Source organism: Janthinobacterium sp. GW822-FHT07H11 (assembly GCF_058798615.1).
In genome coordinates, this window is record NZ_CM179507.1 from 115,987 (window position 1) to 137,119 (window position 21,133).

19 protein-coding genes and 1 pseudogene are annotated in these 21,133 nt (G+C 60.7%); 10 read left to right on the forward strand and 10 right to left on the reverse strand.

The window, feature by feature from the left end; translation table 11 throughout:
* Nucleotides 1-14: 14 nt before the first annotated feature.
* The 3 genes from AC3RCJ_RS00500 to AC3RCJ_RS00510 all read right to left on the reverse strand — a co-directional run bounded on the left by AC3RCJ_RS00500 (nt 15) and on the right by AC3RCJ_RS00510 (nt 3,019).
* On the reverse strand, nt 15-2,270 hold the full coding sequence (locus AC3RCJ_RS00500) for a YgiQ family radical SAM protein (protein ID WP_492962163.1): 2,256 nt from the start codon (nt 2,268-2,270) through the stop codon (nt 15-17).
* A 248-nt stretch (nt 2,271-2,518) separates the two neighbouring features.
* Nucleotides 2,519-2,797, reverse strand: coding sequence for a DUF4404 family protein (locus AC3RCJ_RS00505; protein WP_076569388.1), 279 nt, complete (start codon nt 2,795-2,797; stop codon nt 2,519-2,521).
* A gap of 12 nt (nt 2,798-2,809) precedes the next feature.
* On the reverse strand, nt 2,810-3,019 hold the full coding sequence (locus tag AC3RCJ_RS00510) for a VF530 family protein (RefSeq protein WP_076569390.1): 210 nt from the start codon (nt 3,017-3,019) through the stop codon (nt 2,810-2,812).
* A gap of 151 nt (nt 3,020-3,170) precedes the next feature.
* Between AC3RCJ_RS00510 and AC3RCJ_RS00515 the strand changes: the two genes are divergently transcribed.
* From AC3RCJ_RS00515 to AC3RCJ_RS00540, 6 genes are all read left to right on the forward strand, one after another.
* Nucleotides 3,171-3,716 (forward strand): PAAR domain-containing protein, encoded by a 546-nt coding sequence (locus tag AC3RCJ_RS00515; protein ID WP_492962127.1) that lies wholly within the window; start codon nt 3,171-3,173, stop codon nt 3,714-3,716.
* Entirely contained in the window at nt 3,709-4,977 is a 1,269-nt protein-coding gene (locus AC3RCJ_RS00520) for a hypothetical protein (RefSeq protein ID WP_492962125.1), read from the forward strand. Before AC3RCJ_RS00515 ends, AC3RCJ_RS00520 begins: the two co-directional genes overlap by 8 nt.
* On the forward strand, nt 4,974-5,849 hold the full coding sequence (locus tag AC3RCJ_RS00525) for a hypothetical protein (protein ID WP_492962123.1): 876 nt from the start codon (nt 4,974-4,976) through the stop codon (nt 5,847-5,849). The genes AC3RCJ_RS00520 and AC3RCJ_RS00525 overlap by 4 nt, the downstream gene beginning before the upstream one ends.
* Nucleotides 5,850-5,909: 60 nt before the next feature.
* Complete coding sequence (locus AC3RCJ_RS00530) at nt 5,910-6,551, forward strand: hypothetical protein (RefSeq protein WP_492962121.1); 642 nt, start codon at nt 5,910-5,912, stop codon at nt 6,549-6,551.
* A gap of 175 nt (nt 6,552-6,726) precedes the next feature.
* Nucleotides 6,727-7,605, forward strand: coding sequence for a hypothetical protein (locus AC3RCJ_RS00535; RefSeq protein ID WP_492962119.1), 879 nt, complete (start codon nt 6,727-6,729; stop codon nt 7,603-7,605).
* 60 nt (nt 7,606-7,665) lie between these two features.
* Complete coding sequence (locus AC3RCJ_RS00540) at nt 7,666-8,577, forward strand: hypothetical protein (protein WP_492962117.1); 912 nt, start codon at nt 7,666-7,668, stop codon at nt 8,575-8,577.
* 15 nt (nt 8,578-8,592) lie between these two features.
* On the opposite strand, the gene AC3RCJ_RS00545 is transcribed toward AC3RCJ_RS00540, so the two are convergent.
* Together AC3RCJ_RS00545 and AC3RCJ_RS00550 are read right to left on the reverse strand one after the other, a co-directional pair.
* Nucleotides 8,593-10,737, reverse strand: a complete 2,145-nt coding sequence (locus tag AC3RCJ_RS00545) for a M3 family metallopeptidase (protein ID WP_492962115.1) — start codon at nt 10,735-10,737, stop codon at nt 8,593-8,595.
* Between the two features lie 223 nt (nt 10,738-10,960).
* Entirely contained in the window at nt 10,961-13,090 is a 2,130-nt protein-coding gene (locus AC3RCJ_RS00550) for a M3 family metallopeptidase (RefSeq protein WP_492962113.1), read from the reverse strand.
* Nucleotides 13,091-13,339: 249 nt separating this feature from the next.
* On the opposite strand from AC3RCJ_RS00550, the gene AC3RCJ_RS00555 reads away from it, so the two are divergent.
* Complete coding sequence (locus AC3RCJ_RS00555; protein ID WP_492962111.1) at nt 13,340-13,732, forward strand: DUF6404 family protein; 393 nt, start codon at nt 13,340-13,342, stop codon at nt 13,730-13,732.
* On the opposite strand, the gene AC3RCJ_RS00560 is transcribed toward AC3RCJ_RS00555, so the two are convergent.
* Nucleotides 13,729-13,947 (reverse strand): SlyX family protein, encoded by a 219-nt coding sequence (locus AC3RCJ_RS00560; protein ID WP_034753936.1) that lies wholly within the window; start codon nt 13,945-13,947, stop codon nt 13,729-13,731. The two genes, AC3RCJ_RS00555 and AC3RCJ_RS00560, sit on opposite strands and share 4 nt — an antisense overlap.
* Nucleotides 13,948-14,107: 160 nt before the next feature.
* Between AC3RCJ_RS00560 and AC3RCJ_RS00565 the strand changes: the two genes are divergently transcribed.
* Together AC3RCJ_RS00565 and AC3RCJ_RS00570 are read left to right on the forward strand one after the other, a co-directional pair.
* Nucleotides 14,108-14,515, forward strand: coding sequence for a type II toxin-antitoxin system RelE/ParE family toxin (locus tag AC3RCJ_RS00565; RefSeq protein WP_492962109.1), 408 nt, complete (start codon nt 14,108-14,110; stop codon nt 14,513-14,515).
* Nucleotides 14,493-14,849: an addiction module antidote protein gene (locus AC3RCJ_RS00570; protein WP_492962107.1), complete on the forward strand. Its 357-nt coding sequence runs from the start codon at nt 14,493-14,495 to the stop codon at nt 14,847-14,849. The genes AC3RCJ_RS00565 and AC3RCJ_RS00570 overlap by 23 nt, the downstream gene beginning before the upstream one ends.
* A 7-nt stretch (nt 14,850-14,856) precedes the next feature.
* Here AC3RCJ_RS00570 and AC3RCJ_RS00575 read toward each other — a convergent pair whose 3' ends face one another.
* Nucleotides 14,857-16,917 (reverse strand): UvrD-helicase domain-containing protein, encoded by a 2,061-nt coding sequence (locus AC3RCJ_RS00575; protein WP_070219613.1) that lies wholly within the window; start codon nt 16,915-16,917, stop codon nt 14,857-14,859.
* A 209-nt stretch (nt 16,918-17,126) separates the two neighbouring features.
* On the opposite strand from AC3RCJ_RS00575, the gene AC3RCJ_RS00580 reads away from it, so the two are divergent.
* The gene (locus AC3RCJ_RS00580; RefSeq protein WP_492962105.1) at nt 17,127-17,612 is read left to right on the forward strand and encodes an SRPBCC family protein; all 486 of its coding nucleotides are present in this window, start codon (nt 17,127-17,129) and stop codon (nt 17,610-17,612) included.
* 3 nt (nt 17,613-17,615) lie between these two features.
* Here the strand turns inward: AC3RCJ_RS00580 and AC3RCJ_RS00585 are convergent.
* From AC3RCJ_RS00585 to AC3RCJ_RS00595, 3 genes and pseudogenes are all read right to left on the reverse strand, one after another.
* A pseudogene (locus AC3RCJ_RS00585) lies at nt 17,616-17,981 on the reverse strand (FxDxF family PEP-CTERM protein); the annotation flags it as partial.
* 407 nt (nt 17,982-18,388) lie between these two features.
* Complete coding sequence (locus AC3RCJ_RS00590) at nt 18,389-19,510, reverse strand: HD-GYP domain-containing protein (RefSeq protein ID WP_492962103.1); 1,122 nt, start codon at nt 19,508-19,510, stop codon at nt 18,389-18,391.
* A gap of 167 nt (nt 19,511-19,677) precedes the next feature.
* Nucleotides 19,678-21,126, reverse strand: a complete 1,449-nt coding sequence (locus AC3RCJ_RS00595; RefSeq protein WP_492962101.1) for a dihydrolipoyl dehydrogenase — start codon at nt 21,124-21,126, stop codon at nt 19,678-19,680.
* Nucleotides 21,127-21,133 lie beyond the last annotated feature (7 nt).

Consider the following 21,133-nt stretch of genomic DNA (forward strand, 5'->3'; position numbering starts at 1 on the left):
GCAACGGTGAAAACTCAGCGGCGCCCGCTGCGGACCGGCGTGCCGCCCTTGGCGGCCGGCTTGGCGCCACGGCCCACCGGCACGGCGGCCGGCTTGGCCTTCGTCTTGATGGTCGACAAGATCGACGGACGCACTTTCGACTCGACGGCCGTCGCCTTGGGCGCCGCCGCCGTGCCGCCCAGGGCGATGCGGTTCTTGCCCGGCGTGACCTTGAACTTGTCCGGCGTGCCGGCGCCATGCGTCTGGCGGCTGCGTTCGCCCGCGGCCAGGCCGCCCGATTCCGACGAGGTCCAGGCCGGTATCAGATGCTTGTCGCCATTGCCGATCAAGTCGCCACGGCCCATGTTGACCAGCGCCTCGCGCAGGATCGGCCAGTTGGCCGGGTCCTGGTAGCGCAGGAACGCTTTATGGGTGCGGCGGATCTTGCCGCTGCGGGCCGTTTCCACCACTTCCGAATCCGCCGTGACCTTGCGCAAGGGATTCTTGCGCGTGTGATACATGGTCGTCGCCATGGCCATCGGCGTGGGCATGAAGGTTTGCACCTGGTCCAGCTTGAAATTGTTTTTCTTCAGCCACAGGGCCAGGTTCAGCATGTCCGTATCCGTCGTGCCCGGATGGGCGGCGATGAAGTAGGGAATCAGATACTGCTTCTTGCCCGCTTCCAGGGAGAAACGGTCGAACATTTCCTTGAATTCATCGTAGGCGCCGATACCGGGCTTCATCATCTTCGACAGGGTGCCCTCTTCCGTGTGCTCGGGCGCGATCTTCAGCAAGCCGCCGACGTGGTGTGTCACCAGCTCTTTGACGTACTCGGGCGAACGCACGGCCAGGTCATAGCGCAAGCCCGAGCTGATCAGCACTTTCTTGATGCCGGGAATGGCGCGCGCCTTGCGGTACAGCGAGATCAGCTTGCTGTGGTCCGTGCCCAGGTTGACGCAGATGGACGGGTACACGCAGGACAGGCGGCGGCACGACACTTCGATCTCTTTTTCCTTGCAGGCGAGGCGGTACATATTCGCCGTCGGGCCACCCATATCGGAAATGGTGCCCGTAAAGCCCTTGGTTTTATCGCGGATATGCTCGATTTCGCGCAGGATCGACGGTTCCGAACGGCTCTGGATGATGCGGCCTTCATGCTCCGTGATCGAGCAGAAGGTGCAGCCGCCGAAGCAGCCGCGCATGATGTTGACGGAAAAGCGGATCATTTCCCAGGCGGGGATGTGCGCCTTGCCATAGCTCGGGTGCGGTGCGCGCGCGTAGTTCATGTCGTACACGCCATCCATCTCGTCCATGGCCAGCGGCAGCGGCGGCGGGTTGAGCCACACGTCGCGTTCGCCGTGCGCCTGCACCATGGCGCGCGCATTGCCGGGATTCGATTCCAGGTGGAACACGCGCGAGGCGTGCGCATACATCACGGGGTCATCCTTGACGACGTCGTAGGCAGGCAGGCGCACCACGGTCTTGTCGTGCTTTTCCTTGGCCATGGCCAGGCGCTCTTCGCGGCTCATGATGCGGATGGGCTTGATGACTTCGGCCGATTTCGACGCATTTTCCGTGGCGCAGGCGGTCTTGTCTTCCTGCACCATCTCATAGGGGCTGTAGTGCGGATCGATCTTGCCGGGCACGTCGACGCGGGTGGAATTGTGCACGCCCCAGTCGTCGCCGGGCAGCCAGCCAGACGGCACCATGAAGGCCGTGCCGCGCAAGTCGCGGATATCCTTGATCGCTTCGCCGGCGGCCAGGCGGTGCGTCAGGTCGACCAGCGCCCGTTCGGCATTACCAAAGATCAACAAATCGGCCTTGGAATCGGGCAAGACGGAACGGCGGACCTTGTCCGACCAGTAATCGTAATGGGCGATGCGGCGCAAGGACGCCTCGATGCTGCCGATGACGATGGGCACGTCGGAATACGCTTCGCGCGCGCGCTGGGCGTAGACGGTGACGGCGCGGTCCGGGCGTTTGTTCGGTTCGGCATTCGCCGTGTAGGCGTCGTCGGAGCGGATCTTGCGGTCGGCCGTGTACTGGTTGACCATGGAATCCATGTTGCCGGCCGTAATGCCGTAGTACAAACGCGGCTTGCCGAGGATGCGGAAGGCGTCCGCCGACAGCCAGTCCGGCTGGCTGATGATGCCGACGCGGTAACCCTGCGCTTCGAGCAGGCGGCCGACCAGGGCCATGCCGAAACTCGGATGGTCGATGTAGGCGTCGCCCGTGACGAGGATGACGTCGCACTGGTCCCAGCCCAGCGCGTCCATCTCGGTACGCGACATCGGCAGGAAAGGCGCCACGGCAGCGCGGGCAGACCGCTTGGGAACGGTCGCAAATAAATTGGTAGGGGAGCTCATAGGGTACGGATTGTACCGGAATTGGCCATTTCCAACCTGACGGCCTGCTTTTTACTGTTGGATTTCAGTACAAAAAACGTTTATTTTTCAATTACTTGGGAGAAACGGGGCGGACCCGTCGGGGCAATGCGGCCCAGTGGGGCGCATTGCGATCGCGTAGCGACTGGCCCCGGTCAAATCCCCATATTGGCGAGAATCTCGCCCAATTCCCGCAGCGCCGGCTCCAGTTTCGGATGCTTGACGGCGAATTTGGCCGACAGTTCCTGGCTGCGCTCGGCCAGTCCATACGTGGTCGACTCTTCTTCCTGTTCCTGCGCGGCGCGCTTTTCCAGCAGCAACTGGATGTCGCCATCGAGTTTTTGCAGCAAACCATGCAGTTCTTCATCCACAGGATCGCCAGATGCGATGGTCGATTGCAGCTGTTGCAGCGATTCCTTGAGTTTGCTATCCATATCTTTTTCCTGTCAGTCAGTAAATTGCGTGTCCAGGTACAGCTGTTCCACCTTGCTCCTGGCCCACGGGGTCTTGCGCAAAAACTTCAGGCTCGACTTGATGCTGGGATCGCTGATGAAGCAATTGATATCGATATGCTTGCTCAGACCATCCCAGCCGTAATGGCATTGTAGACGCGTCAGGATGGTTTCCAGCGTGAGACCCTGCAGTTCCTTGCTCATGGCTTTATCTTACTCGTAAAAGTTGGCAGGCACGATTCTGCCATAAATCCTCTTGCCCATCCGCTCCCGCAAGGCATGTCACTTGCGCCAGATCAGATTGCCAATTCCCCAGCCCGTTACATTGAAACTTTTGTTTCTGCAGGAGAAGCAAATGATGCGCGCCGTCATCTGCAAGGGCGATCCCACCAGCCACGGCGGTAAAGTGCTGGAAGGCAATGCCAACGTGACCACCAACGGGCGCCAGGTGGCGCGGCGGGGTCACATGACCTTCTGCCCCAAATGCAAGGGCAACTTTCCCATCGCCGAAGGCCTGGATTTTCATACGTATGCCGGCATCGGCACCGCCGTCGATGGCATGCGCACGGCATGCGGCGCCAAGCTGATGGCGACCCAGCATACGATGCAGATCGACGATGCGCCAGCGGCTGCATCGGCAACAGTAGCGGCCACCATGGCGCCCGCTGCCGCCGCGGGCAACTACAGCGCGGCCTTCCGCGCGCTCGATGAAGCGTCGGGCGCACCGGTGGCGGGCCTGCCGTACCGCATGCTGTTGCCTGATGGACGCATGGTACGCGGCGTGACCGACAGCGACGGCCGTACCGGGACGGTCAGCGGCCACGACCCGGCCAGCGTCCAGTTATTCTGGGAAAGCGAAGCAGCGGTCCCGGCAACGGAGCCTGGCGGCGAGCATGACTGAAGCGACACCCGCCGCGACCGGCACGCTGGCGGCAAGCACTTCCTTGACGACGGTCAATGTCAGCGCCCGGCGCAAGGTGCGCTACGTCTTCGATACGAGCGCGACGAAACGCGACCTTGCGCTGCCGTATCGCGTATCGATCGATGGCAAGGTGCAGGAAGCCGAAGCCAGACTGTGCAAGCTGAGCGGCAGCAAGCGCAGCATCGAGTTGCTGGTGGCACCGGGGGCGCGCGTCGCCTTGTTTCTCAACAGCGATGTGCACCCCGATTTTCGGCGAGAACCCGTGTATGCGCTGCAAGTGGGCGAGCATGACGCCGAGGTCCTCATCACGGAAAAGCAAGGCCGCATCGGCCATGCGCGCGCCGTGGTGGGCACATCGCTCACGCGCCAGGCGGGCAAGCCCGGCGAGCGCGCCGTCGATTGCTACAAGGCCCTGCTGACGGGTGACATCTGGATGCAGATTTCGCATCTGTATACCGCGGCGCAAGCCGACGCCATCCTGCCGCCAGAAACTCCGCCCGCCGTGCGCGTCGCCGTGCGCGCCATCTACAGCGGCCTGCCCGCCGCGCAACTGCTGGTCCAGTTTCCCGCCAGCGACACGACCCCGGCGCATGCCTTGCGCGTCGCCTTCGCCGACTCCGAGAATGCGCGCGCCAACATCACCTACTGCTCCCTGCTCAAGGACGTGCTGCCGCGCACCCACCCGGCCGCCTTCGCCGCCCTGCTCAGCGAAGCGCACAAGGCCGACGTCACCGAAGTGCATGTGACTTCGTGCTGGCGGCCCATGCTCGGTTCAATCGCCCACCGCGCCGGCCTGGGGCTCGATATCGTCTACATCGCCAACGCCAGTCAAGCAGTGCACATCAACCGCGTCGGGCTGACTGGCGCGGGGGGCAGGAATCCGAATGTCGGTGAATTGGAGAAACAGCTATATCACGAATACATAGTTGCAGAACAGCAAGCACATGAAGATCATAAAATCACAACATCCAGAAGCAGGGGCACCGATAACACTGACAGAGTCAGTGAAGCAAAAGGTAAATGGGACAAGGAGCGAGAGCAGCACGAGCCAAAGCTCCTGAATGCCATGCGTGATCGATTAGAAAAAAATCCATCAATAACACAGGTCTTCGATCCTTGGTACATGGAATCCAATACTGGCGATCAGCACCCAAAAATAGCAAACAAACAACGCAGCGATAACGAAAAAACGCATGCGCATCATCTTCATATCACTGTGAAAGAGTCAAAAATTTTATGAAATCTTCTTTTCCCTTTCTCTTGCTTGTGACCGTGTTCTCTATGGCAAGCGCCCACGCAACATCCCCGGCAAAAGAACGAGACCCATCCAGAGAGTGGCGCGACGTACCATGGACAATGCGCTATATCTTGTTCCTGAATGCAAATAAACACATGAAAGAAAATATTGTTTTCGGCAAGAAAGTTAACGCAGCAGACAGCATCCAAAACGGATCCCGTCTTTATCTTAGCGTCTATGAACTCTTTGCAGAATCTACGCATGTTATTAATGCGAAGTCGAGAGATATGGCTACCTCCCTTTTCCTATTTGATCAAGACGGACACGTTGTGAACAGCAGCAGTTTACTGTCGCAATTCACCGGAAAGCTGTCACGAATCAACAGTTTGGTCTTGATCCGTACCCACGACTCCACCGAAAAACCATATAAGATTGCTGATTGGAACCAAGGCATCCCCGGCGATACCAGCTTTTCTCCGGCCGTGTGCACCACCTTGGACTCCTTCAGATATTACGCTTATTGGCAAGCACGGGATCCTCGCGGCCATGTCGGCTGCCGCGAATGGACCGCCCAGTTGTACGACCCCGGACGGCCGTATATCGACGTCACCACCTACAGCAAGCGCGGCAACTTCATTGGCGAACTGGTGGGCTGGTCACGCTTTGAAGACCCGCCCAAACCCGTCATCGGCATGCAGGGCAAGCAGTGGCTATGCCTGCACGAATGCCCGGCCGGCGAGCAGCCCGGCGTGATTGCCGACCTGCGCGCCTGGACGCGCAAGCACGGCTACCCCATGCCGGAACGCCCGCCGCGCCAGCCGCTCTATCCCGATTCGGAATATCAGGATGACCTCAACGAATTCTGGAATTACTGAAGGAAATCACGATCATCGAGGCAGGCAGGTGTTTGCCGTCCGAACGAAACACTGCGAATCATGCCTTTACCCAACGATCAATACAATGGAAACATGATGAGCCATCGCTTCTTTTGTGCCGTAATTGCTTTAATGTACGCGGTTAGCGGCGTGCACGCCTCCCCAGCCACAGTGGAACGTGATCCTTCGCGGGAATGGTTAGATGTTCCTTGGAAAATACGTTATGTGCTTTTGATCGATACTGCCGCAGGCATGAAAGCAGAGTTCAAGTCAGCCAATAAATTCAATCGCTCAGACGGTAAAAATGGGGAAAACTTGCTTTATCTTGATGCCATCGCACTATTTTCATCCACGGCTAGCATCATTGCATCAAAGACGGTAGCAATTTCAACGCTCTCTATCTCGTTCGATGAGCATGGCCGTGTGCTCAATACCGATCCCTTTCTGTCCCAGTTCAACGCCAGGCGCTCCATTATTGAAAGTCTGGTCCTGATCCGCACCAGCGATCCGACCAGCAAACCATACGCATTTGCCGATTGGGACCAAGGCATTCCTGGTGATGTCAGCTTTTCGCCAGCCGTGTGCACCACCCTGGACTCTCATCGCTACGGTGCTTATTGGCAATCAGACGCCCCTCGCGGCCATGCCTGTACAGTCGTAAATGGGACAAGGAGCGAGAGCAGCACGAGCCAAAGCTCCTGAATGCCATGCGGGATCGATTAGAAAAAAATCCATCAATAACACAGGTCTTCGATCCTTGGTACATGGAGCCGGATACTGGCGACCTGCACCCCCAAGTAGCAAACGAGCAGCGCAACGACAACGAGAAAACACACGCACATCATCTGCACATCACTGTGAAAGAGCCGAATATTTTATGAACGTCACTTTCTTCTTCCGCGTGCTTGCAGCACTGATCTTTGCAGCCAGCGCCACTCACGCAGCATCCCCGACAAAAAAACGTGATCCATCCAGAGAGTGGCTCGATAAGCGCTGGGAAATTCGCTACGTCTTGTTCATGGATGCGCAAAAGTACATGAGGCGGAGTGTTCAATTTGCAAAAAAACGTAATGCCTTGGACGGTAAACAATCAGAACCCTATGTTTACCTGAACGCCAAAGAGCTCTTTACGCAATCGACGCAAGTTATCACTTCGAAGACCGCGCATACTGCCACCGTGCTGATCTCGTTTGATCGCAATGGCCGCGTTATAAACAACGATCCTGTGTTGTCGCAATATACCGGCAAGATATCCCTCATCCGCAGCCTCGTCCTTACCCGCAACAACGAACCCTATGAAAAGCCTTACAAGATTGCAAATTGGGATCAGGGCATACCTGGCGACATATCATTTTCACCTGCCGTCTGTACCACTCTCGATGCCTTTCGCTATGAGATTAACTGGAAAAAGGACGACCCTAGCGGCCATGTCGGCTGCCGCGAATGGACCGCCCAGCTGTACGACCCCGGGCAACCGTATATCGACGTCACCACCTACAGCAAGCGCGGCAACTTCATTGGCGAGCTGGTGGGCTGGGCGCGCTTTGAAGACCCGCCCAAACCCGTCATCGGCATGCAGGGCAAGCAGTGGCTATGCCTGCACGAATGCCCGGCCGGCGAACGGCCCGGCGTGATTGCCGACCTGCGCGCCTGGACGCGCAAGCACGGCTACCCCATGCCAGAACGCCCGCCGCGCCAGCCGCTCTATCCCGATTCGGAATATCAGGATGACCTCAACGAATTCTGGAATTACTGAAGGAAATCACGATCATCGAGGCAGGCAGGTGTTTGCCGTCCGAACGAAACACTGCGAATCATGCCTTTACCCAACGATCAATACAATGGAAACATGATGAGCCATCGCTTCTTTTGTGCCGTGATTGCCTTAATGTACGCGGTTAGCGGCGTGCACGCCTCCCCAGCCACAGTGGAACGTGATCCTTCGCGGGAATGGTTAGATGTTCCTTGGAAAATACGTTATGTGCTTTTGATCGATACGGCCGCAGGCATGAAAGCAGAGTTCAAGTCAGCCGAAAAATTCAATCGCTCAGACGGCAAAAATGGGAAAAGCTTGCTTTATCTTGATGCCATCGCACTATTTTCATCCACGGCTAGCATCATTGCATCAAAGACGGTAGCAATTTCAACGCTCTCTATCTCGTTCGATGAGCATGGCCGTGTGCTCAATACCGATCCCTTCCTGTCCCAGTTCAACGCCAGGCGCTCCATTATTGAAAGTCTGGTCCTGATCCGCACTAGCGATCCGGCCAGCAAGCCATACGCATTTGCCGATTGGGACCAAGGCATTCCTGGGGATGTCAGCTTTTCGCCAGCCGTGTGCACCACCCTGGACTCTCATCGCTATGGTGCTTATTGGCAATCAGACGACTTCCGCGGCCATGTCGGCTGCCGCGAATGGACCGCCCAGCTGTACGACCCCGGGCAACCGTATATCGACGTCACCACCTACAGCAAGCGCGGCAACTTCATTGGCGAACTGGTGGGCTGGTCTCGCTTTGAAGACCCGCCCAAACCCGTCATCGGCATGCAGGGCAAGCAGTGGCTATGCCTGCACGAATGCCCGGCCGGCGAGCGGCCCGGCGTGATTGCCGACCTGCGCGCCTGGACGCGCAAGCACGGCTACCCCATGCCGGAACGCCCGCCGCGCCAGCCGCTCTATCCCGATTCGGAATATCAGGATGACCTCAACGAATTCTGGAATTATTGAGGCCCACGAGCTTGCTTACTTCGCGTTCAAGCCGCGGCGTTCCAGCAGCGGTTCCACGGTGGCGTCGCGGCCGCGGAAGTCACGGAACAGCTGCAGCGCATCGACGCTGCCGCCGCGCGACAGCAATTTGCTGCGGAACCAGTCGCCATTCTTGCGCGTCAGGCCGCCGTTTTCCTTGAACCAGTTGACCGATTCCGCATCCAGCTTTTCCGACCACAGGTAGGCATAGTATGCCGCCGAGTAGCCGCCCGAGAAACTGTGCGAGAAGTACGTGGTGCGGTAGCGCGGCGGCACGGGTGCGTAGTCGACACCCGCGTCTTTCAGCGATGCCGCCTCGAATGCCAGCACGTCGGTCGGGATCTGGCTCGGCGCCAGCTGGTGCCAGCGCTGGTCCAGCAAGGCCGCCGACAGGTACTCGGTGGTCATGAAACCCTGGTTGAATTTCTTCGCCGCCGTGACCTTGTCGAGCAATGCCTGCGGCATGGCCGCGCCGCTCTGGTAGTGCTTGGCGTAGTTTTGCAGCACTTCCGGCCAGATCGCCCACATTTCATTGACTTGCGACGGGTACTCGACGAAGTCGCTCGGCACGCTGGTGCCGGCAAAGCGCGGGTATTTCACGTTCGAGAACATGCCGTGCAGCGCATGGCCGAATTCGTGGAACATAGTCGTCACTTCATCGAACGTCAAGAGTGTCGGCTGGCCGGCGGGCGGCTTGGGAATGTTCAACTGGTTGGCGATGACAGGATGCGTGCCCATCAAGGACGATTGCGACACGTATTCATTCATCCACGCGCCGCCATGCTTGTTGCCGCGCGCATAGAAGTCGGCGATGAACAGGGCCAGCGGCTTGCCGTTGGCATCCAGAACGTCGTAGACGCGCACGTCCGGGTTGTACACCGGCAGATCCTTGCGTTCCTTGAAACTGATGCCGTACAACTTGTTCGCGGCAAAGAAGACGCCGTTGTTCAGCACGCTGTTGAGTTCCAGGTACGGCTTCAGCTCGTTTTCATCAAAATTGAAACGTTGCTTGCGCAGCTTGTCCGTGTAGATGGCCCAGTCGGCCGCTGCCACCTGGAAACCGCCCTTTTCCGCATCGACGATGTGCTGCAGGTCGGCCGCTTCGCGGCGCGCATTGGCGACGGCCGGTTTGGCCAGTTCCGACAGCAGGGTATTGACGGCCGTCGTGGTCTTGGCCGTCTGGTCTTCCAGCGCATAGGCGGCGTAGTTGGCGTAACCGAGCAAAGTGGCCCGTTCGGCGCGCAATTTGGCCAGCTTCAACACGATGGCGCGGTTGTCGAACTCGCCGCCCTGGCTGCCCCGGTTCAGCGAGGCGTCCGTCAGGCGCTGACGCGTCTTGCGATCCGTCAATACGGCCAGCGGCGGCTGGCCGCTGGTGTTGACCAGGGCGATGACGAACTTGCCGTTCAAGCCCCGTTCCTTGGCGGCCGCGGCGGCCGTATCGATATCGCTGTCCGTCATGCCCGCCAGCTCGGCGCGCGTGTCGACGACGATGCTCTTCGCATTCGTTTCCTTCAGCACGTTTTGCGCGAAGGCCGTTTCCAGGCCCGCCTGCTCGGCGTTATAGGCTTTCAGTTTTTCCTTGTCCGCATCGGACAGCTTGGCGCCGGCGCGCACGAAATCCGTGTGATAGCGCTCGAGCAGGCGCAAGGATTCGGCATCGAGGCCCAGCTTGTCGCGCTTGGCGTACAGGGTGTCGATGCGGGCAAACAGTTTCGGATTCAGGGTGATGGCGTCGCCATGTGCGGCCAGCTTGGGCGACACGTCCACTTCCACCGCTTCCAGCACGGCATTGGTATTGGTCGAGGTCATGTTGCTGAAGATGCTCTGCACGCGGTGCAGCAGCTGTCCCGTGCGCTCCAGGGCCACGATGGTGTTCTCGAACGTGGCCGGCTGGCGGTTGCTGGCGATCGCATGGACTTCGGCCAGCTGGCGTTTCATGCCTTCGGCAAACGCCGGCGCATAGTGACCATCCTTGATCAGGCCGAACTGCGGCATCTGGAACGGCAGCGGGCTGACTTTCAACAGGGGATTCTGGGCGCTGATGGCGGCGGCGGGTGCGGCAGCGGCGGCCAGGGCGGAAGGAGCGGCGTGGGCCAGCATGACGCTGGCGGCGATGACGAGCAGTTGTGGACGGATCATGACATCTTTCAGGAAGCGCGGAGAAGAACCGCGATCGCATCGCGGGCCAGTGGCAGATCATAGCAGCCTGTCACACGGGCGTCATCCAACATGGGCGATCCTGTGGCGCATCCCGCCAACTGCGCGGTTTACCACGGTTTACAAACGGAATTGCCAAATAAAAATGGCTGCCAATTGCTTGGCAGCCATTTATATACATCACCGGCCAAGCCGGTAAAGGCGTTTATTTACCGTTCAAGCCACGGCGCTCCAGCAGCGGCTCGATCTTCGCATCGCGGCCGCGGAAGTTGCGGTAGATGTCGAGTGCATCGGCGCTGCCGCCGCGCGACAGCAATTTACTACGGAACCAGTCGCCGTTCTTGCGCGTCAGGCCGCCGTTTTCCTTGAACCATTCGACCGTGTCGGCATCGAGCTTTTCCGACCACAGGTAGGCGTAGTAGCCGGCCGAATAGCCGCCCGCGAAGGCGTGCGAGAAGTAGGTGGTGCGGTAACGCGGTGGCGCCGGAGCGAAGTCGACGCCCGCCTCCGTCAAGGCGGCCTTTTCAAACGCTAGCACGTCGGTCGGGATCTGTGCCGGGGTCAGCTGGTGCCAGCGCTGGTCCAGCAGGGCCGACGCCAGGTATTCCGTGGTCTTGTAGCCCTGGTTGAAATTGTCGGCGGCCGTCACTTTCGCCAGCAGTTCGGCCGGAATGGCCGCGCCCGTCTGGTAGTGCTTGGCGTAGTTTTGCAGCACTTCCGGCCACAGCGCCCACATTTCATTGACTTGCGACGGGTATTCGACGAAGTCGCGCGGCACGCTGGTGCCGGCGAAGCGCGGGTATTTCACGTTCGAAAACATGCCGTGCAGCGCATGGCCGAATTCGTGGAACATGGTGTTGACTTCGTCAAACGTCATCAGGGTCGGCTGGCCCGCTTCCGGCTTTGGAATGTTGAGGTTATTCGCGATCACCGGCTTGCGGTTCAGCAAGGTCGACTGGCCCACGTAGGCATTCGCCCAGGCACCGCCGCGCTTGTTGCTGCGCGCGTAAGGGTCGAGCGTAAAGATGGCCAGCTGGGTGCCGTCTTCATTGAAGACGTCGTACACCAGCATGTCGGCCGTGTAGACGGGCAAGTCGGTGCGCTGCTTGAAGGTCAAACCGTACAACTTGCCGGCGGCAAAGAACACGCCACGGGTCAATACGCTGTGCATCTCAAAGTACGGTTTCAACTGCGTCTCATCGAAGTTGTAGCGTTCGGCGCGCACCTTGTCGCTATAGAAGGCCCAGTCGGCGGCGCCCACCTTGAAGCCGCCCTTGCCTGCATCGATGACCTTCTGGATATCGTCCGCTTCGCGGCGCGCATTGACGACGGCCGGCTTCGCCAATTCGCCCAGCAGGGCGTTCACGGCCGTGGTGTCGTGCGCCGTCTGGTCTTCCAGCGAGTAGGCCGCGTAATTCGGATAGCCCATCAGCGCGGCACGTTCGGCGCGCAGCTTTGCCAGTGCCAGCACTTCCTCGGTGTTGTCGAACTCGCCGCCGCGGCTGCCGCGCGCTTGCGAAGCGGCCATGATGCGTTCGCGCACGGCGCGGTTGGTCAGCAGCGACAGCGGCGCCTGGCCCGTCGTGTTGACGAGGGCGATCACGTATTTGCCATCGAGGCCGCGCTTCTTGGCCAGGCCGGCGGCCACTTCGATGGCGGCCGGCGACAGGCCGTCCAGTTCTTCGCGCGTATCGACGACGACGGCCGAGGCGTTCAATTCCTTCAGTACATTTTGCGCGAACTTGGTCGACAGGGCAGCCAGCTGGCCGTTGTAGGCGCGCAGCTTTTCCTTGTCCGCCGCCGACAGCTTGGCGCCGGCGCGCACAAAATCCGTGTGATAGCGCTCGAGCAGGCGTTTCGATTCGGCATCGAGGCCCAGCTTGTCGCGCTTGGCGTACAGGCTGTCGATGCGCTTGAAGAGCTTGTCGTTGAGCATGATCGCGTCGCTGTGGGCCGCCATCTTTGGCGCCAGTTCGCGTTCCAGGCCCTGGATCGTCTCATTCGTGTTGGAGCCGGACATCACGGAAAACACGGTGCGCACGCGACTCAGCAACTGGCCCGAGCGTTCCATGGCGACGATGGTGTTGTCGAAGGTGGCCGCTTTCGGATTATTCGCAATCGCGTTGATTTCCGCCAGGTTGGCGGCCATGCCTGCCGTAAAGGCGGGCGCGTAGTCGGCATCCCCCACCTTGTCGAACGGCGGATACTGGAATGGCAGGCTGCTGGCTTGCGCAAACGGGTTCGAGGCGGGCAAGGCCGCGGTAGCGGCAAAAGCGGCGGCGGCTGGCGCCAGCATCAGGCTGGCGGCGATGACAAGCATTGTTGGACGGGTCATGTCTTCTTTCAAGAAACGCAAGAGAGCCGCGATTGTGTCGCGGGCCAGCCTGAAATAATAACAGCATGAAACACTTGCGTCACCAGCAAAACCGATGGTAGCGATACGCCCGTATAGCAAAGGTTTTCATGCCCGACTCTCCGGACATGCACGCCGATACGGCAGCGCCCCGCCCCAATGAAAAATATCAATGCCCAGCTGACCTGTATCGTATATAGTATCCATTAGGCAACAATAGACGGAGAATCCATGAGCTTTGAGCACCGCAAGACACGCGCCCTGGAAGTGTTGAGCAAAACGGGCATGACCCGCAGCCACTATGCCCCGCCGCTGATACGCCTGTTGTGGAAGGCCGGCGTGCAGGTTCCGCCGCCGCATTTCCTGCCCTTCCTGCGTACCGCGCTCGGCACGGGACTCTGGTTCGGCATGTTCTGGGGCCTGATCATGTGGATCTTTTTCTGGTCGCGGCCCGATGCCGCCACCCCCTTATCGCCCCTGGCGGCACTGGTGGCGGCCTGCGCGGCAGGCAGCCTGTTTGGCATCGCCATGGCCAGCGTCTATGCCCGCGACCGGCGCAAGCACCAGTTGCCGGCATGGACCGCGCTGGACGAGCAACGGTCCCCAGGCGGTGCCCTTGATTAATAGTGCGGCGGACGCTCGTTGACCAGTCCGCCATTTGCCTGCTGCGCCCCGTCGCGCACATGCTCGCCCAGCTTGTGCAGCATCGCTTCCAATTGATCGATGCGCTTGCCCTGCTGGTACACCATCTGGTTCAGCGACTCGACCAGGTCTTCCTGCTGCGCCAGCTTGATTTCGATATCGACGAAACGTACTTCCATCTGTTCTGCATTGTCCATGGTGCTCCCGGTGATTCCTGACTGAAAGCGGCATTCTACCGCCGCAGCGGCGTGCGCCAGGACAAACAAACGGCATTCTTCCCGGTGCGGCGCCGATTCCTGCCTATTCTCTCCGTATAGCTGGATCAAACCGCTTGACGAATGAGAACAAACGATTACAATGGTTGAACCAACACCAACACCAACCGAGCCACTGCTGATCGACACGCGCAAGACGGCTGAATACCGGCGCTGGGAAGACTCCCTGCATGACGTGGCCGCCGCCGCCATCGATGCACGCATCAAGCATTTGCAACATGGTAAAAAGGGCGACTGGCGGCCAGTGGGCGAAGGCGTGTGCGAACTGCGCTTTTTACAGACGGGGCCGGGCTGGCGCGTGTATTTTCACGAGACCAATCGAGGCACCCTGATCTTGCTGCTGCTGGGTGGCAATAAATCGAGCCAGCAACGCGACATCAGGCAGGCGCAAGCGATACTCAAGGACTTGAAAGCCCGGCAGGCGGCCCTGAAGAAAGCGGCGGCGGCATCCACAGGAGCACGAAAAAATGAACCAATATATCGACCATGACACCTTCGACCTCGACGACCTGGAAGCCTTAGGCCTGAGCAAATTTGACCCGATGCAACACCTGACCAGCAAGGCCGCCGTGGCCGCCTACATGAGCGAAATCGTCGCCACCGGCAACGCCGAACTGTTTCAGTCCGCCATGAACGACGTGGTGCGCGCCTATGGCATGGGCAAGGTGGCGGCCCGGGCCGACATCACGCGCGAAGGTGCGTATAAAGCCTTGCGCGAAGGCAGCAAGCCGCGCTTCGAAACCATTTTGAAGATGCTCGATGCGCTGGGCATGCAACTGGCCATCGTGCCGAAAACCACGCCCGACGGCGCCGTGGAAGCGTGAACGCTGCTTAAGCCTTCGGCGCGGCCAGCAAGGCCTTCATGCGCGCCAGGCGTTCTTTCGGCGAAATCACTTCCGCTTCCGTCGGCACGGCGTCGCCCACGTCGAGTTGCATTTCCTTGATGAAGCGCGACGGGTCACAATGGACTTGCTCGCCCGCCCGCTTGCGCTTCTTGCACCAGGTGACGTGCAAGGTCCGCTGGGCGCGCGTAATGCCCACATACATCAGGCGGCGCTCTTCCTGGATGCGCGCGGCAATGGTTTCGGCCGGCGCGTCGGGGTCGCCCTTGTGCGGCAAGATGCCCTCTTCCACACCGACCAGGAATACGTGCGGAAACTCCAGCCCCTTTGATGCATGCAAGGTAGACATGCGCACGGCGTCCTGCTCCTCGTCCTTGCCTTCGAGCATGGTCATCAGGGCCACCATCTGCGTCAGTTCCAGCACGTTCTTTTCTTCGCCATCGCGGTCCTTGCCGCCCCGGCCCCGTTCCTTGAGCCAGTTGACGAATTCGAGCACGTTCTGCCACTTGCTTTGCGCTTGCCGTTCCTCGAAGGCATCGTACAGATACGATTCGTAGTGAATTTCCTTCATCATGTCGTCGAGCACTTCGGCCGCGTTGTCGCCGCTGCCGGCCGCGCCGGGGCGGCTGGCGCGCGATTCGAGGTCGTTGATGAAGTTGCAAAAGTCGCGCAGCGGTCCCAGCTGGCGGTCCGTCAGCTTGGCCTCGATGCCGCCTTTAAAGACGGCCTGGAACAGCGAGCACTGCCACTGCCCCGAGAACGCGCCCAGCACCTCCAGCGTCGACTGCCCCACGCCACGGCGCGGCGTCGTCACGGCGCGGATGAAGGCCGGATCGTCGTCTTCGTTGGCCAGCAAACGCAGGTAGCTGATGATGTCCTTGATCTCGGCCTTGTCGAAGAAGCTCTGGCCGCCCGAGATCGTGTACGGGATGCGCTCCTTGCGCAGACACTGCTCGATGATGCGCGCCTGGTGGTTGCCGCGGTACAAAATCGCGTAATCGGAAAATTTGTTTTTTCTCTCGAAATGGTCGGCCGAGATCATGATGGCGACCTGCTCCGCCTCCTGCTCGTCCGTCTGCATACCCAGCACCTTGATCGGCTCGCCCAGGCCATGTTCCGACCACAGCGACTTTTCAAACAGTTTCGGGTTGTTGCCGATGACGGCATTGGCCGCGTTGAGCACGCGCATGGTGGAGCGGTAATTCTGTTCGAGCTTGATCACGCGCAAATCGGGGAAATCCGTCTCCAGCGTCTTTAAATTTTCCACGGTGGCGCCGCGCCACGCATAGATCGCCTGGTCGTCGTCGCCCACGGCCGTAAACATCGGCTTCTTGCCGATGCCCGTCACCATCAATTTCACCAGTTCGTACTGGCAGGTATTCGTGTCCTGGTACTCGTCGACCAGCAGGTAGCGCAAACGGCGCTGCCACTTGTCGCGCACGGGGCCGTTGTTGCGGAACAATTCCACGGGCAAGCGGATCAGATCGTCGAAATCGACAGCCTGGTAGGCGGAGAGCGTTGCCACATAGCTGCGGTAGATGCGCGCCGCGTTGGCCTCGTCTTCATCCTTGGCTTGCGCCAGCGCCATGTCCGGATCGATCAGGCCATTTTTCCACAGGGACATGGCGTTCTGGATGCCGCGGATCACCTGTTTATCGGTGGTAATGGCGAGGTCTTGCACGAGGGAAAAACAGTCGTCGCTGTCCATGATGGAAAAACGGTCCTTCAGCCCCACGCCATTGGCTTCCTGGCGCAGGATTTTCACGCCCAGCGAATGGAAGGTCGACACCGTCAACTGCTTGGCCTGGCGCGGCTGTTTCAATAACTTGGCGATGCGTTCCTGCATTTCCAGCGCCGCCTTGTTGGTAAAGGTCAGGGCGGCGATGGTGCGCGGGTCGTAGCCCCGGTCTTCGATCAGGTGGGCGATCTTTTGCGTGATCACGCGCGTCTTGCCCGAGCCGGCACCGGCCAGCACCAGGCAGGGGCCGTCGAGGTAGGTGACCGCTTCGCTTTGGGGAGCATTCAGACCGAATTGTGGCGCTTTGGACATCAGGGTATTTCCGCAGGGAACAGCAGCCCATTGTAACAGCGTCGCGCCGGCCATTTGCACGACGAGATCTGCATCAAAAACAGGCAATGGCATTGATATATCGCCATCTGGCGCCATCTTGGCCCATGCCAAGCGTGCGGCGATGCCTGGCCTGGAGTACCATTCCGCCTATATCGCCCGTGCGCGCCCACTTACCGAATGACAGTCCCATGAAATTTGAACACCTGATTGAAATCAACGATCCGCTCAACCCGCTGATCGATACCCTGAGCCTGGAGCAAGTCTGGCGCGGCCTGGTCTTGCGCGCCGAATCGCCCAAGCTGTTCGTGCCGCACCTCGATGCATGCCAGATCAGCGAACGCAGCGATGCCGGTTTCGCGCGCAGCCTGCGCTACGGCGAACTCGTCATCAAGGATCGGGTGGTGCTGGTGCCGCAGATGCAGGTGCGCTACGAAGTGGCGGCGCAGATGGACATCAGCGCGTCCTCGCTGGTGATGACCATCGAGATGCCCGACGAAGCGAGCCTGTGGGTGCGCTTCCAGTACGACGACGGCCACGACGCGGCCACCGATGCGGCCAACGCCCTGTACGACGACTTCCGCCGCTCCGCCTACAAGGAGTCCGACATCGACACGGTGCGCGTCATGCGCGAACTGGCGGCCGAGGGCCGCCTCGATGCCGGTCTGCTGAATTGACCGTTACGCGGATTTTTTCACGGCCTTGCGACGCGTCATGCAGCCCAACAGGCCCAGGCCGGCCAGCAGCATGGCATAGGTTTCCGGCTCCGGCACGGCCGAGACGCTCACGGCATTGATGCCCCAGCCTTCATCGCCCAGGCCCTGGGCCTCGCCCGCATAGGAAAACTTGATCGTGTTGCTGCCGCCCAGCAAGGCGATAGGGATTTCCACGCTGGCCTTGCCACCGCCAAAGTAACTGGTGGCATGGGCATTGACGATGGCATTGTTCGGATTGAAGTACAGCACATTGGCGCCGCCGCCGCCCAGGTCCCAGCTCCCCGTCAACACCGTGGTGCCATTGACGGTCAGGCTGAAGGTATCCGTATAACCGTTGTTGGCGCCATCGAGACTGAGGTAGCCCTGCAGTTCGAAATTGAGCACGGCGGCACCGGCCGAGGCGTTGAAAGTATCGCTGAGTTGACCCGGGCTGGCGATCGGGCCCAGGCCACTGTGATCAGCGGAATACACGGTGCCAGCATGTGCGTTGGACAACAGGGCGGTTGCGGACAAGGCCATCAGGCAAATCAGTTTTTTCATCACGGGGCTCCGGGGAAAGATGAAGGTCAGCTGACGTCTGACGCCAGAGCTCGGCGAACTCCCGCGGACATCGGCCACCAATGTCGTGCTAACCATTGGAAAACCGATAGTAATAATTCCCCGCATTAATTGCAATTTAATAATTACTATTATTGCAAATGAAGTGATATAGATAAAGCACTGGACGGCCCCATGCTTCATGCCCTGGCGCTGCGGCCCCATAGCTGGTCGGGGCGAAACTGCAGCCCCGCCTGCTCCGCGCTCAGCACTTCGCGGATGGCGTGCAGGTCCACGCGCGTGTCGCGGCGCAGCGGCACATCCAGGCGCGCGCCGCGCGGCCCCACCAGCGACTGCACGTGCGGCGTGGTGGCATTCAAGCCCTTGCGCGTGACGACGCCGATTTCGCCGTTCAGCAGCTTGACGAAGGTGCCGACCGGGTAGATGCCCAGTTCGCGCACCAGCAGCGAAGCGAGTGGCGCATCCAGCGTGTCCCTGTCCGCCGACAGCATGTCGCGCAAGGCCGCGTTGGGCAATAGCGACTTGCGGTAGCTGCGCGCGGAGACCCGGGCGCAATAGCGGTCGGCCAGCATGATCAGCCTGGCGCCCAGGCCGATCTCGTCGCCCCGGATGCCCAGCGGGTAGCCGCTGCCATCGAGATTTTCATGGTGCTGCAGCACGGCCTGCAGCCAGGCGGCATCCGTCACGCCGGCCGCGCGCAGCATGTGGACGCCCGCTTGCGGATGGGCGCGGATGTAGGCGCGTTCTGCCGCATCGAGCGGGCCGGCCTTGTGCTGGAAATGCGCATGGCGCTCCAGCATGCCCACGTTCATGCTCAGCGCGGCCAGCACCATGCTGCGCACGGCCGCATCGTCCTGTTTCAGCGCGCGGGCCAGCAGGGTGACGATGACGGCCGTGTCGACGCTGTGGCGCACGGCAAGGTCGCCCGTGCCCTGCTTGTGCAGGATGCAGGCCAGCGCCACGTCGGCGTCGAGGGCCACCGCGTCTTCCACCGTTTGCGCCAGCGGCGCCAGTTGTTCTTGCGCGACAACTTGTCTGGCGGCGATGGCCGGCAAGACCAGTGCCAATCCCGTGGCGGCCTGGTTCAGCATGCGCAGGGCCGATGGCGCTTCCCCGGCCGTGCGCGGCACGTCCTCGCTGGTGTCGGCGATGACGCCGCGCGCCAGCAGCAATTCGATCTGGTTCTCGCTCGTGATGACATGGCCCAGCCTGGCCAGCAAGCCGCCCGTTGCGCCATGCACATCCCAGGGCAGGGCCAGGCCCAGCGCCAGTTCTCCCGCGTAAATACGCCGAATCTTCACATCGTCTCCGTGTCATCGCTTGCCACTGCCTGTTTTTACCATTCAGGCACCATGGGCATGAACCATTTGAAATGTTTTTTGCTTTTAATCAATATTTCAATGTGGCAGCGATGATCGCGCAATCATGTGAGCTTGTCTACAAAATTGTATAAACCTTAAACTTTCATTCAGACACCGGGCGAGCAGTCGGCGCAGCCGGGTGCGTGTTCCGGGTCCTTTTCCAGGTGCTGCGCCAGCTCGCGCAGGGCCGTGCGCACGCCTTCCTCGATGACGGGGTGGTAGAACGGCATGTCGAGCATGGCCGCCACCGTCAGCTGCGCCTGGCAAGCCCAGGCCAGCAGGTGGGCCAGGTGTTCCGCCCGTGGGCCGATCAGCTCGGCGCCGAGAAAACGCTTGCTGCCGAATTCCGCATACACGCGCAGCAAGCCCTGGTTTTGCAGCATGACGCGGCTGCGGCCCTGGTTGCCGAACGATACGGCGCCCACGGCAAAGCGCCCCGCGTGGCTCACGCACAGCTGCTGGTAGGTGGCGCCCAGGGTGGCGATCTGCGGCTCCGTGAAGGCGATCGTCAATGGCGTGCGGCGCAGTCCCGGCTTCACCAGGGGATAACGCGCCGCGTTGTCGCCCGCGATGCGGCCCTGGTCGGCGGCCTCGGGCAGCAGCGGCAATTCATTGTCGGCATCGCCCGCGATAAAGACCGCGCTTTTTCCGCACTGCATGGTGTGCCTGTCGTACAGGGGAATGCCGTGGCGGTCGAGTTCGAGTTGCGCCGTCTCCAGGCCGATTTGATCCACGTTGGGACGGCGGCCGATGGCGGCCAGCACATACTCGAACTGCTCGGTTTTTTCCACGCCCCCGTCATCGCTACTGGTGAGCGCGATGCCGCTGCCGTCCGGCGTTGTTGCCATGTGGGCGACCTTGGTCATGAAACGGATATCGAGTTCGCGCGCCAGCACGGCGCCGGCCTCCCGCAGCACCAGCGGGTCCGTCAGCTGCGCGACTTTATTGCCGCGCGCAAACAAGGTCACGCGCACGCCCAGCCGCGCCAGCGCCTGGCCCAGTTCCAGGCCGATGACGCCGCTGCCGACCACGGCAACCGATTGCGGCAAGTCCGTCCACTCGAACACGGCGTCGCTGGTGATGACGCGCTCGCCCGCCGCCCGCCACTCGGACGGCACGACGGGCGTGGAGCCGGTGGCGATGACCACGCTGGCCGCTTCAACGATCGTATGTTCGTCCACCTGCAATGTGCCGGGGGAAATAAAACGCGCGTGGCCGCGCAGTTTTTCGTCGTCGGGAATCGCGTTGACGCCGTCGAGCACGAAGCCGACAAAACGGTCGCGCTCGCTGCGCACCCTGGCCATCACTTGCCGGCCGTCGATGCGCACGGGGCCCGGATGCACGCCGAAGCCGGGCGCGGCAGCCACCGCATGGGCCGCCTCGGCCGCCGCGATCAGGAGCTTGCTGGGCATGCAGCCGACCCTGGCGCAGGTCGTGCCATACGGCCCGCTCTCTATCATCAGCACGCGCTTGCCGTCCATGCGTGCCGCCCTGTGCGCCGTCATGCCGGCCGTGCCGCTGCCGATCACGGCCACATCCACTCGTATCGTCTTCATGGTGCTG